This window comes from Bacteroides fragilis (assembly GCF_019583405.1).
GTDB lineage: Bacteria > Bacteroidota > Bacteroidia > Bacteroidales > Bacteroidaceae > Bacteroides > Bacteroides fragilis_B.
The window spans coordinates 58525-71279 of sequence record NZ_SZUU01000012.1 but is presented as its reverse complement, the minus strand read 5'-3'; the positions used below and the strand labels follow the sequence as shown (position 1 = coordinate 71279).

Annotated in this window: 12 protein-coding genes; 3 read left to right on the top strand and 9 right to left on the bottom strand. The window is 43.3% G+C overall.

What is annotated here, in order from left to right; genetic code table 11:
• Nucleotides 1–8: 8 nt before the first annotated feature.
• The 3 genes from FDF36_RS19365 to FDF36_RS19355 all read right to left on the bottom strand — a co-directional run bounded on the left by FDF36_RS19365 (nucleotide 9) and on the right by FDF36_RS19355 (nucleotide 3942).
• Complete coding sequence (locus FDF36_RS19365) at nucleotides 9–938, bottom strand: ketopantoate reductase family protein (RefSeq protein WP_220392443.1); 930 nt, start codon at nucleotides 936–938, stop codon at nucleotides 9–11.
• Nucleotides 939–1232: 294 nt separating this feature from the next.
• The gene (ychF, locus tag FDF36_RS19360; protein WP_005782865.1) at nucleotides 1233–2336 is read right to left on the bottom strand and encodes a redox-regulated ATPase YchF; all 1104 of its coding nucleotides are present in this window, start codon (nucleotides 2334–2336) and stop codon (nucleotides 1233–1235) included.
• Between the two features lie 220 nt (nucleotides 2337–2556).
• Nucleotides 2557–3942 carry a DUF4932 domain-containing protein gene (locus FDF36_RS19355; RefSeq protein ID WP_220392442.1) on the bottom strand — a complete coding sequence of 462 codons (1386 nt, stop codon included), beginning with the start codon at nucleotides 3940–3942 and terminating at the stop codon, nucleotides 2557–2559.
• A 173-nt stretch (nucleotides 3943–4115) separates the two neighbouring features.
• Here FDF36_RS19355 and FDF36_RS19350 point away from each other — a divergent pair, with 173 nt between their 5' ends.
• Both FDF36_RS19350 and cysK read left to right on the top strand, forming a co-directional pair.
• Nucleotides 4116–4928: an alpha/beta hydrolase gene (locus FDF36_RS19350; RefSeq protein WP_220392441.1), complete on the top strand. Its 813-nt coding sequence runs from the start codon at nucleotides 4116–4118 to the stop codon at nucleotides 4926–4928.
• Between the two features lie 147 nt (nucleotides 4929–5075).
• Nucleotides 5076–6023 carry a cysteine synthase A gene (gene cysK / locus FDF36_RS19345; protein WP_220392440.1) on the top strand — a complete coding sequence of 316 codons (948 nt, stop codon included), beginning with the start codon at nucleotides 5076–5078 and terminating at the stop codon, nucleotides 6021–6023.
• A gap of 102 nt (nucleotides 6024–6125) precedes the next feature.
• Here the strand turns inward: cysK and FDF36_RS19340 are convergent, their stop codons facing one another.
• Nucleotides 6126–6599 carry a pyridoxamine 5'-phosphate oxidase family protein gene (locus tag FDF36_RS19340; RefSeq protein ID WP_220392439.1) on the bottom strand — a complete coding sequence of 158 codons (474 nt, stop codon included), beginning with the start codon at nucleotides 6597–6599 and terminating at the stop codon, nucleotides 6126–6128.
• A 106-nt stretch (nucleotides 6600–6705) separates the two neighbouring features.
• Between FDF36_RS19340 and FDF36_RS19335 the strand changes: the two genes are divergently transcribed.
• Nucleotides 6706–9171, top strand: coding sequence for a glycoside hydrolase family 95 protein (locus FDF36_RS19335; RefSeq protein WP_220392438.1), 2466 nt, complete (start codon nucleotides 6706–6708; stop codon nucleotides 9169–9171).
• Nucleotides 9172–9458: 287 nt separating this feature from the next.
• On the opposite strand, the gene FDF36_RS19330 is transcribed toward FDF36_RS19335, so the two are convergent.
• The 5 genes from FDF36_RS19330 to FDF36_RS19310 all read right to left on the bottom strand — a co-directional run bounded on the left by FDF36_RS19330 (nucleotide 9459) and on the right by FDF36_RS19310 (nucleotide 12755).
• The gene (locus FDF36_RS19330; RefSeq protein ID WP_220392437.1) at nucleotides 9459–10043 is read right to left on the bottom strand and encodes a T9SS type A sorting domain-containing protein; all 585 of its coding nucleotides are present in this window, start codon (nucleotides 10041–10043) and stop codon (nucleotides 9459–9461) included.
• Nucleotides 10044–10124: 81 nt separating this feature from the next.
• Nucleotides 10125–11096, bottom strand: coding sequence for a M12 family metallopeptidase (locus FDF36_RS19325; RefSeq protein WP_220392436.1), 972 nt, complete (start codon nucleotides 11094–11096; stop codon nucleotides 10125–10127).
• Entirely contained in the window at nucleotides 11093–11485 is a 393-nt protein-coding gene (locus FDF36_RS19320) for a DUF4377 domain-containing protein (protein WP_220392435.1), read from the bottom strand. Before FDF36_RS19320 ends, FDF36_RS19325 begins: the two co-directional genes overlap by 4 nt.
• Before the next feature lie 506 nt (nucleotides 11486–11991).
• Nucleotides 11992–12162, bottom strand: coding sequence for a hypothetical protein (locus tag FDF36_RS19315; protein WP_220392434.1), 171 nt, complete (start codon nucleotides 12160–12162; stop codon nucleotides 11992–11994).
• On the bottom strand, nucleotides 12159–12755 hold the full coding sequence (locus FDF36_RS19310; protein ID WP_220392433.1) for a hypothetical protein: 597 nt from the start codon (nucleotides 12753–12755) through the stop codon (nucleotides 12159–12161). Before FDF36_RS19310 ends, FDF36_RS19315 begins: the two co-directional genes overlap by 4 nt.

The following is a 12755-nucleotide window of genomic DNA, read 5'->3' as shown; positions in this document are numbered from 1 at the left end:
TGATATCTTTATTGTTTGATGAATTTTTTAGCAACTTCCCGATAAGTAGGCACATCGATGCCTTGCTCTTCGGCTGTTGTTATCATGTCAAAGAGCAGACCTTGTACCTCTGATTCGTGTCCGCGTGCTATATCTTTTTGCATGGATGCTGTGCTTTCGGGAGCCAGCTTATCAATAACTTTCAGATTGTATGTGACTATGTCTTCTTTAAATTCAATTCCGAGTTTCTTTCCCAGAGCAGCACTTTCGGTAGAGAGTCCGATAAAAGTATCGCGCACTTTGCCGGGTTTCTGAACTTCTCCCATCGAGACATCGAAATAAGCTCCGGTGACTGCCATGGCTGAAATAAAAGACCATTTAATGAAGGTATCCCGATTGATGTCGGGAGAAATTTCTACTTTGATGCCGCTTTCCTGTAAGTCCCTCTGTACGGCCTCCATCATCCCTGCCGGAACAATGGTTCCCCGGTGTGCACCATATACCAGACGAAAGATGGTTCCCATCTGAGTGATTTCGCCCGGTCCGGAAACAAAGCCTACAATGTAGATACATCCGTCCAGTACGGTGACTCCCGGTACGAGACGTTGGATGCGTGGCCCTGTGCCGTATACATTCAATATGGGAATTACAATCGTTCGGTCGTGGGCTGCCCGCTTGATAAGTTCTGTGATAGAGTTTACGGAATACCCTTTGACACATACAAATATCACATCAGCTTTTCCGTTATATTCTTCTGCCGTGCAGGCATTTATCCGTAGAGCATGTTCACCTTTCAAATCTGATTTCAATTTGAGTCCGTCTTGTTGTATTGCTTGCAGATGTGCTCCACGGGCAATGCAAGTGACGTCTTTTCCGGCAAGTGACAGAAAGCCGGCTATACTTCCGCCTACGCCTCCGGTTCCTGCGATAAGATAACGAAGTCTGTTGGTACTTTCCATATTTATTGATATTTTATGTGTTGCTTGTTAGGCATGATATCCGGTCGCAAAGATAATGATTTGCTTGAAGATAGTAGTAGAAAACCGGGAGTTTTCGTTGGAAGAGAGGAGGGATAAAACAGGAGGAGGTGTCGAGACTCACCACAGAGGACACTGAGTAACACGGAGGAGATTTAAAGTTGTTGATTATTAGTTTTTAAAAAAACTCTGTGATACTCCGTGTTACTCAGTGGTGAAATGGGTTATGACCCTTCCTCTTCGGTTTATGAATGAAAATAGATGATTCCGGATGAGTTATACATTGAAACGGAAATGCATGATATCTCCATCCTGTACTACGTATTCTTTTCCTTCAACGCCCAACTTTCCGGCTTCTTTGACAGCAGCCTCCGAGCCATATTGCAGGAAGTCTTCGTATTTGATAACTTCGGCACGGATAAAACCTTTTTCAAAGTCGGTATGGATCACTCCGGCACATTGTGGAGCTTTCCATCCTTTTTCGTAAGTCCAGGCACGTACTTCCTGTACACCGGCAGTGAAGTAAGTCTCCAGGTTCAACAGTTTGTAGGCCGATTTAATGAGACGTGCCACACCCGATTCTTCCAGGCCGATTTCGGCAAGAAACATCTGACGGTCTTCGTAGGTTTCCAGTTCGGCTATGTCAGCTTCTGTTTTTCCGGCTACTACCAGGATTTCGGCGTCTTCGTCCTTTACTGCCTCACGTACCATGTCTACGTATTTGTTTCCATTTACCGCACTTGCTTCGTCCACATTGCAAACATACATTACGGGTTTACTGGTGAGTAAGAACAATTCTTTCGCTATTTTCTGTTCGTCTTTTGTTTCGAACGTTACCGTACGCGCCGATTTGCCCTGTTCCAATGCATCCTTGAATTGCACAAGTACGTCATAAGCTTGTTTAGCGGCTTTATCTCCTCCGGTCTGAGCTTGTTTTTGTACTTTTTGGATACGGCTCTCGATGGTTTCCAGGTCTTTTAACTGTAATTCGTAATCGATGATTTCCTTGTCGCGAACCGGATTTACACTTCCGTCCACATGGGTTACATTGTCGTCGTCGAAGCAACGGAGTACGTGAATGATGGCATCGGTTTCCCGAATATTGGCCAGGAACTTGTTTCCCAGTCCTTCACCTTTGCTGGCACCTTTCACAAGTCCGGCGATATCTACGATTTCTACTGTTGTGGGGACGATGCGGTTGGGGTGTACCAGTTCGGCCAGTTTATTTAAACGTTCGTCGGGCACGGTAATTACGCCCACGTTCGGTTCGATTGTACAGAAAGGGAAGTTTGCCGCCTGTGCTTTCGCATTGGACAGACAATTAAAAAGTGTTGACTTACCTACGTTGGGTAGTCCGACAATACCACATTGCAATGCCATAATATTATAGTCTTTTTTATATTATCAATCAGTTGTGTATTTCTATCAAATGGAAGAGTAATCCTGTAAAGTTGAAAAAGAGCAATTACTCTGATAATATTCCGTTTTGGGGTGCAAAGATAATCAATTTTAGGCTAATGCAGTTATTTGCTTTCTCTTTTTGTCTAAAACGGGGTTGCCTTTTACTACCTGGATCACAGACAGTGAGAGAGAATTTGTGTCACTCTGCCGTCTTGAAAGAAATTTCGTAGGGTTTTATGGCATCTCCTTCCGGAGTGCGGAAAGAGAGTCCTAAAAGAGTGATTCCATACTCTTTCCCGGGTAACAATTCTACTCCGATAATCACGGTACGGTTGTCATTGGCGTAGTTGACATTTAAAATTTTAGGCATTGCCTCCATTCCGAGGTGACCATAATTGAAAGAGTGTCCGCGGCCCACCAAAGGACGGTCGAAGTGGACAGTAATAGTTTTGATGTCGCTCCGAACGGTTGTATCGCCGTTGGTAAATTCGTCGATCGAAACTACTTTGGGACGGATAGAATCATAGTTTGCGGTATATTGGGCAAAGCCTGTATAAGCTTCTGCCAGCCGCGGCATATAGCTGTTGAGGGTCGGGTATGTCGTGCGGCCAGAGGAATACTTCTCGAGTTCATCGACCAGCTTGCTTATCCAGACAAAGCCACGTGTTTTTTGTATGACGGTTTCTTTGGTGATTTCGACAGCCGGGAAGTTATGGTCTTTCATGTATTTTATGACTGCCGCACGTACCATTGCTTCGGTGAGGACAATAGACCATTGTCCATAGGCTTGGCGCGCCATCTGTTCGCCAACCGCAGCATAAATCTGTTCTCCGCTTGTGCGGAACATTTCCGGATCGAAGCTTACGAATGAATGGTTGAATTCGTGGATTAAAATTGGTAAGATTAATTCAGGCGGATAAACAACCATTCCTACGGAATCAGTAACCCATGCTCCCATGACTGAAAAGACATTATGTACGTTTTCCTTGTCGGTGACACTCGGTCCGTAATTTCCCGGGCCATTGGACATTGAAAGTATAATGTGAAACCGGTCGTTAGACTTCTGCCCGTAGAAATCATTATACCATTGGGTATCTATGCTTTTGTAAATAGGCATAAAACGACTTACAGCCTCTTTATATAAGTTCTCGTTCGAGTGATAAAAGGCATCGAAACGACTGTCTTTGACAAACTTCTTTAGCAGTTTGATGAATGACCCTACTTGACTCCTATTCCAACGAGAGTCCAGTGAACCATAATCTTCGGGCAGATTGAACTGGTTATCGAGATTGATGGCCATACTCATCACTGCATCGTATGAAACACCGTCAGTCTTGACCAACGAGCGTGCGAATGATATAAGTTCGTGGTTTTTATAGGGAGAAAAATGCGATTCGATGCGGTCTGTGTAGAGTTTGAAATCGTTTCTGTTATACTCCGGATTACCCGTTAAACGGAAAATAATGCTAAGTAGTTCGACTCTCTTATCTACTGTCGGTCGGATGAGCATACTGTCAGTTTGTGCCTTTACTTGTTGCACTGCACAGATTAGCAGCGTAAACATAATGAGGGTGATCTTTCTCATATTGAAATAAGTGTTTGGAGGTTATGATATTGACAAAGGTAATTAAATAGGAATTAATACAACCACTTATCTATGCTTTTTTGATATTGAGTGTATAAAGGAAGCTATTATTTTTTCAAACAGTGTCGTTATTGTATTATATTTGCCCAAGTAATTCACAAACACTTAATAGCATGAAAAAGTATTTATCATTTATTCTCCTGTTCGTTGCCTTCACCTTACAGGCACAGGAGACGTACAAAACAGTAAAAGACATTTCGTATATTCCTGCGGGGGAAACGGACGGTTACCGTAAAGAACGTTGCAAGCTCGATGTTTACTATCCGGTCGGAAAGAAAGACTTTCCGACGATTGTCTGGTTTCACGGCGGAGGATTGGAGGGAGGCGGAAAGCATGTTCCAGAGATGTTTATGAATCAGGGATTTGCAGTCGTCGCTGTCAATTACCGCCTGAGTCCTAAAGCTCAGAATCCGGCTTATACCGATGATGCTGCCGCTGCCGTGGCCTGGGCTTATAAACATATAGAAGAGTATGGAGGCTCACCGAGACGTGTTTTCGTTACCGGTCATTCGGCAGGAGGCTATTTGACTTTAATGGTGGGACTGGATAAGTCTTATCTTCAGGAATACGGGGTAGATGCCGATAGCATAGCTGCTTATCTTCCTATCAGCGGACAGACTGTGACACACTTCACGATACGTAAGGAACGCTCGTTGCCCGAGGGTATTCCGGTGATCGACCAATATGCTCCTTGCAACAAGGTCCGTAAAGATACGCCGCCTTTTGTACTGATTACCGGCGACCGGAATCTTGAGATGGCCGACCGCTATGAAGAGAATGCCTTATTGGCTTCGGTACTGAAGAATATCGGTAATAAGAAGGTATTGCTATACGAATTGCAGGGGTTCGATCATGGGCAGGTATACGTCCCCGGCTGTTGCCTGGTAGCGAATTATATTCGTAATTTTATTGCGGACGGAAGGTAACCTGACGGTCCGGTTGATGTTTTTAAGGGGGAGGTTTCTCCCTCATTCGTAGTATGAATTTACCATACTTATGGTATTGAGAATGAACTAAATCTGCACTACCTTTGTCATATTATTAATAAACAGATATATACTAAATAGACAGATATGGGAAAGATAGCAAAGAAACTGACAGATTTAGTGGGTAACACCCCGTTACTGGAACTGAGTAATTACAATGCAAGTAATGGGCTGAAGGCTCGTGTAGTGGCAAAACTGGAGTATTTCAACCCGGCAGGGAGCGTGAAAGACCGTATCTCTCTGGCTATGGTTGAAGATGCCGAAGTGAAGGGGACGTTGAGGCCAGGATCTGTTATTATAGAGCCAACCAGTGGAAATACCGGAGTCGGTTTGGCATTTGTGGCTGCTGCCAAAGGCTATAAGCTGATATTGACCATGCCCGATACAATGAGTATGGAACGCAGGAATCTGCTGAAAGCACTGGGAGCGGAGCTTGTGCTTACTCCGGGAGCGAACGGAATGAAAGGAGCCATCGCCAAAGCCGAGGAACTGAGGGCTGCCACTCCCGGATCTGTTATCCTGCAACAGTTTGAAAATCCGGCTAACCCTGCAGTCCATGTCCGTACTACGGGTCAGGAGATCTGGAGAGATACCGATGGAAAGGTGGATCTCTTTGTAGCCGGAGTGGGAACGGGAGGTACTGTAAGCGGGGTAGGAGCTGCTTTGAAGGAGCATAATCCTGCCGTACGAATCGTTGCCGTAGAGCCTGTCGATTCGCCGGTGTTGTCCGGTGGAGCTCCCGGTCCGCACAAGATACAAGGGATTGGTGCCGGGTTTATTCCTAAAACTTATCATGCAGCCGTAGTAGACGAGATCAGGCAGGTGGGAAATGACGATGCCATCCGCACCAGTCGTGAGTTGGCTGCCAAAGAAGGACTTTTGGTCGGCATTTCTTCGGGAGCGGCAGTATATGCGGCTACAGAGCTGGCAAAACTGCCGGAAAATGAAGGAAAGCTGATCGTTGTATTGCTGCCGGATACGGGAGAACGCTATTTATCGACTATCTTGTATGCGTTTGAAGAGTATCCGCTTTGATTTATTCTCATTACAGATTACGCTGATTGACACAGACTGATGATTCGCCTGCTTATCTGCTGGCTGAAAATTCTGTGTAAATCGGTGTAATCTGTGGTGAATTTATTTTGTATGCGGCACTGCGTATTCCTTTGCCGTAACACTGTCAATCGGAATCTCCCAGATTTTTACGTTCTTGACTGCCGGATCGGAATACACAAACTCCCGGCTGCTATAATGGCGCATCAATATATTGAGTGCTTCACGTTTTTCTTCCAGGTCTTCGATAAAGTTTACGCGTCCTCTGCAAATCACACTTTTGGCCCGCATCCGATAACTGCATGCCACCTTGGGGTGCTGGAATACCAATTCGTGGTCTATACTGAAAGTGATGCAGACACGGTTATTTTTTGCCAGCATATCGATGCTGCTGCCTGTGGGGCCGGAATGCAGATAGATCACTCCATCCTGATAGCCGAAGTTCATGGGGATCACATATGGGTTACCTTCCAGGTCGGTGATACCGACAAAGCAAATATCGCAACGGGATATAATTTCTTCTACCTGCTCTTTGTTTTCAATGATTACTGTCTTCATAACTATATTCTCTTGATAGGAATACAAAGATGGAAATTTATTTTAATAACTTTGCCTTCCGGGAATATAGAAATACAGTTTTTGAAATGAATTAACCCTGATAGTTATGAAGAAACACATTTTTACCACTCTTTTTTGTTTACTGGAAGCCTGCCTGTTGTTCGGCGGAAATAATCTTTCGCTTTGGTACCGGCAGCCTGCTGCCAACTGGAATGAAGCTCTTCCTTTGGGAAATGGATATTTGGGTGCGATGGTATTCGGAGATGCCGGGAGAGAACATTTGCAACTGAATGAAAGCACACTGTATAGCGGTGAACCTTTTTCCGGTGTTGGCGTACCTTCTATCGGAAGTGTATACAATGAAGTGCTTGCCTTGTTGAACCATGGCGATTATGCGGGTGCCCACCGATTGATAACCCGGAACTGGCAAGGTAGGCTTTCGCAGAGCTATCAACCTTTGGCCGACCTTTTTCTAAGCTTTGATGTTCAGGGAAAGGTGGAAAACTATGTGCGTGAACTGAATCTGCAAGATGCCGTACATACTATTCGCTATCAGGCAGGAGGCATCCGCTATACCCGTGAATACTTTATATCCAATCCGGACCGGGTAATGGTGATTCGTATCTCTGCTTCACGTCGGTCACCTGTAAATGTAGCGGTGAGCTATACATCGGAGCATCCGACAGCGAAAGTGGATGGTACGGGTGAAGAGTTGATTCTTTCGGGACAGGCTCCGGGTTGTGTAGAGCGGCGGACGCTGGACTTCCTCGAAAAGAACAGATTGACAGATCGCCATCCGGAACTTTTCGATAGTCACGGATGCCGAAAGACCGACAAACAAGTGCTGTATGCCGATGAGGTTGGCGGCAAAGGGATGTTTTTCCAAAGCCGGGTGAAGGTACTGAAAGGAAATGCCACCTTGCAAGACAATCAGTTGAAAGTGAGCGGAGAGGGTGAAATAATTCTTTTGGTTGCTGCTGCCACCAGCTATAATGGCTTTGATAGAAGTCCTTCACAGGACGGCAGTGATTATCAGGCCAAGTTGGATACGATTCTTTCCGTTGCCGGGCAACTGCCTTATGAAGATCTGAAGAAACGTCACTTGGCAGACTATCAACGGCTGTTCGGTCGTGTGGCGTTGACCTTGAAATCGGAGAAAGACTATTCTGGTCTGCCTACCGACCACCGTATTATCGGATTCAGGGACAATCCGGACAATGCTCTGGCAGCACTTTTGTTTCAGTATGGGCGTTACCTGCTGATAGCGTCTTCACGTGAAGGCGGACAACCCGCCAATCTGCAAGGTATATGGAATAAGGATGTGGTTCCGGCATGGAGCAGCAGTTATACCATTAATATCAATACTGAGATGAATTACTGGCTGGCCGAAACCACCGGACTGCCTGAGTGCAGTGAACCGCTTTTCCGACTGATTCGGGAACTTGCGGTCAATGGTTCCGCTACAGCTGCAAAGATGTATAACCTTCCCGGCTGGACTTCCCATCATATCACCTCTATCTGGCGTGAGTCGGGACCGGCAGACGGTGAACCTACCTGGTTTATGTGGAATATGAGTGCCGGCTGGCTTTGCCGGCATTTGTGGGATCATTACCTATTTTCGGGGGATAAGAAGTTTCTCCGTGAGACAGCCTATCCGCTGATGCGCGATGCCGCACGGTTTTATAACGCCTGGCTGGTGGAAAAAAACGGGATGTGGCAAACTCCGTTGGGAGTTTCACCCGAGAATCAGTTTCAGACTCCGGAAAAGAAAACTTCGGCCGTAGCTCCGGCTCCGGCGATGGATATGGCCATTATTCGTGAACTCTTCAGCAATACGGCCGAAGCAGCCGCGATTTTAGCTGCCGATTCTATTCTTCCTCCTGCCGATACTCTCTTGCTGCACGTGATGGGAGCAAAGCAACTGGTGCCTTACCGTATCGGAAAGTGGGGGCAGATTATGGAGTGGAGTGAAGACTTTGATGAAGTAGAACCGCACCACCGCCATTTGTCACACTTGTATGGATTCCATCCGGGATGTGAAATAACACCGGGCAAGACACCCGAACTTGTCAGTGCTGTCCGCCGTACGCTCGAATTGCGTGGAGATGAAGCTACGGGCTGGAGTATGGGATGGAAGATCAACATGTGGGCCCGTATGCACGATGGAAATCACGCTTACCGCATTATACGGAATTTATTCACCCCCACCGACTTCGGGCCGGAAGTAAATCGGCATGGGGGATTATATAAGAATTTGTTCGATGCACATCCCCCTTTCCAGATCGACGGTAACTTTGGGTATACTGCCGGTGTGGCGGAAATGTTGTTGCAGAGCCATGACGGTGTGATAGATATTCTGCCGGCATTACCCGATGTATGGGCAGAAGGAAAGGTTACGGGGCTGCGTGCCCGCGGTGGTTTCATTATAGATATTGCCTGGAGTAAATTAGGTAAAACTGTGGTAAAGGTATTTTCCGAACAGGGAAATGCCTGCCGTTTGAAGATCGGGCGGAAGGTGAAGGAAGTTGTAATTCCGGCAGGTCAGAGTGAGACTTTTACAGGCAAACGATAAAGATACGTATACTATCACATACATTTCGGAAGTGTTGGGACTGATTGAGCTGTTGATGAGGTGTGTGTCAAAACGCAATTTGATGAAAGGACAACTTTTAATCTGAAACTTGACTCCCTAAATCAATGATGAAAAGAGCCATATCATTACTCAAAAACAGAGTTTGATATGGCTCTTTTATAATTGTTAGTTACAATCTGTAACTTTTTAGAGTGGTCATTTTAGTTTTGACACATTTCTTAATGATGTTTACAAAGTAGATATCTCGTAGTAGAGTAAGATTTCTGCTAATTAATATATAATATCTGGCTACATTTAGATATTCCATTATCTACAATTACAATATATTTTCCTTGTGCTAATGCCGAAATATCAATAGATATATTCTTTTGATTACTATATGATTGGCACATTAATTTATTGTTTTTATAAATGGAAATAGTATATCTCTCAATACTTCTGAACTTGTGGTTAGATGTAACATTTAAATTAATCTTCTCTCCGGCAGTGACAGGGTTGGGAAATATGCTAAATGACCAATTGTCTTTCTTGTCTTCCGCAAATACACTTTGGCTATAGGAAGAGGAACTATAACTATTTGTTGCAAACAAAGTTATATTATGAGTTCCTGTGGTGTAGAAGTCAATTGCTTTGAATAGGTTTGGGTGTTCCAGAAAGCTGGCATCGTCCGGATAAAGAATTTCATAAAATCGAGTATCCTGATCACTTTCCCAAGTACATGTAGCGGAAGGATCTGTAACTAATGCTTGAAGAGTATATTCTCCTGCTCCCTGTCCATACTTAAACATTTTAATACCTTTAATAATAGGTGCTTTGGAAGCAATGATATTAAAGTCAGGAACAGTTCTCACATAGCCAGATTTAAAACGTATAGTAGCTTTTAGGGACGTGACTGTATTTGAATTAATAGAAAGACAGACATTTTGTGTTCCTTACCCAGAAATAATAGTAGCTGAATTTGCTGGAGAAATACTCCAAGTTACTGTTGCATCGGAAGGCACAAACATTATATGATACCATGCATTGTCAGTTGGTATTAACAAGGCATCATCTCCGTCTATTTGAAACTTCTCAATGGAATATAGATAGGTATTGACTGAGAGAACATCTTCTTTTGATAGTTGTGAAGGTTGATAAAATCCTTTGCCATCCGACTTTTTAACCATTGTCGGTTTTTGAGGATCTATAGCAAAGCTTGTCCATGACCCGTATAACATGAGCGATTGAAAGTCAAAAGGAGTTGTTATGTTTGATACGCCGACTCCAGAAGTTAGCTTGTCATAATTATGCCATTTGTCTTTTATTATATTATCATAGAGTATCGTAATATAATCATCTCTATCCGGTCTGCATTGTTCGTGTACTAATCCGATTGCATGGCCGATTTCATGGGCTATATCTCCCATCTCTGCCCAATCTGCAATGCGAATTCTTTGTTTACCTCCAATCATGCCAATATAAGAATCACAAATATTAGGATCACTCGCAAATTCGATATAATTTTTCTGGTTTGTACGGGTATAAAACTTTAAATTAGTCCGTTCACTCCAATGTTCGATGGCTCGTTCCAGTTTTGGCCGTTTTCTGAAGTCATTCGCAATCGAATAGTATACAATATTTCCTGTCCATCTTTTTCTCCAATCTGTAGAATATCCGCTTCTGGTAATCATGGGTTGATCCAACATTCCCACTTGTTCAGGTGTCAACAATATATCACCTTGAAAAACATAATCGGATCCTTGTCTGCTTAATCGAATTCCACTATTCAATGTCACTACCTCTTCTTGTGATTCCGCTATTCTGTTTTCTAGTATTTTCGTTTCCTCACCAGTAAAAAGTTCTTGTCTTTCGCAAGCTGTCAATAAAAGAAAACCAACGAATAATGTGATATATTTTATCTTCATATTTTATCTGTCTTAGGTTCTGAATTTTCTGGTAAGTTCTCGGAATCTTTCTTCTCTTTAGATATAATTTTGTGTAATGAATATGAGCGTAGTTCCTGATCTGCCATTGTGGGGTCAAGATCATCTTCATGTATCTTGATTTCTATAACATATTCGTATCCTGTTTCATAATTGAATCCTTCGATATAGGAGCAATAGAATCTCCATTCGTCATCCTCCGTATTTTTGGCTATATAGTAGGGGAATGTGTTTCCTCCGCCGGGCGAAAGTCCCAATCGTTGTTCTGAGGCAATAATAAGAGTTTCAATCTTATCTTCATCTTTGCTACATCCGGCAAGAGACAAAATACAGAAGATAGATAAAAAATAGATAAAGGATAGATTTTTCATATACATTGATATTTAAAGTTATTGATTAGCATCAAACCCTACAGGAGATTAAGTGTTTGATGTTTTAGCTTGATACATCAAAGATATAGAATACAAACTAATTAAACAAATAACATGCTATAAATTATTATGGTGAGGACACGGCTCTTTCATTTAAAAAAGTGGCGAAATCTCAAAGTTTCTGACAGATAGACTCTTCGCAATCGTATGCCTACTTATTAGATATTGCATTGACAATAACTTAATGCAATGGGAAAAATACAAATAAAAGAGGAACAAAGATTTAGGCATTTAACCAGAGTTTAAATGAAAGAGCCGTGATGGTGAGGATCAACATTTATCAAAATATAAGCTAAAAGGTTTATTCTATTTGTAGAAGTATTCATCAAACTCAAAGCTTATGTGTTTACAGTGTAATAAATTAAATTTTGAAAGTTAAAATATCCAGTGGGTATTGACATACGTTTAAAAAGTTGGGTAGCAGTTATTTTGGCTGGAAATCTACTTCATAAGGTATTCAATATTAAGTGATACGAAATCACTGGTTCCTTATTAGCATGCTCATCTTCCGCCTGGCCGTTTTTCTGATTTCCGGTCGGATGGGATGTACCGGCGCTTACAGTAAGTGCCTGCGTCTGCCCGATGATGATTCGTTTCCTTGATATAGTTGTTTTCAATCCTCCACTTCAAACTGTTTATATAAATCTTTCAGTTCACGGAGGGTTTTCCGGTAATTCCGCCCTAAAGAACGGTCTATAATCAGCAGGTAAATGGCTATGCCGAGTGGAACAACGATGACGTTCAGTATGCCGGGAGTTATATTCATTACTATCAGATAGAACACATAGAAACCTATCGCCAAGAGAAAGGAACACGTATATACGATCCAACCATATTTGGTATTGAACTTTACGCCTTTCTCAATTTCTTTTATCCGGTATTCCAACCATTCCTTTACAGCCATGCCGTTGGTGTATTTCCGCATTCTGTAAGCGGAACGTTCCCAAAGGAAATAGGAAACGGACAATACGGCCAAAGCGGCTATATCCACATACGCTCTTTCCATGCTTTGCTCTCTTATAAACAGCATTACAATAAGGTAAACAACCACGGCGACCACAACGAGTCGGAAGACGGTTCCGGGATACACTGTCTTGATTGATTTTCTCGCGGATTTGATTACCATCTCGTTCAGTTTCTCTTCGGGATACGGTTTGATATTCTTTTCCACTCCCGCTTTCCAGGTTTCTTTAATGTCATGTGCTTCCAT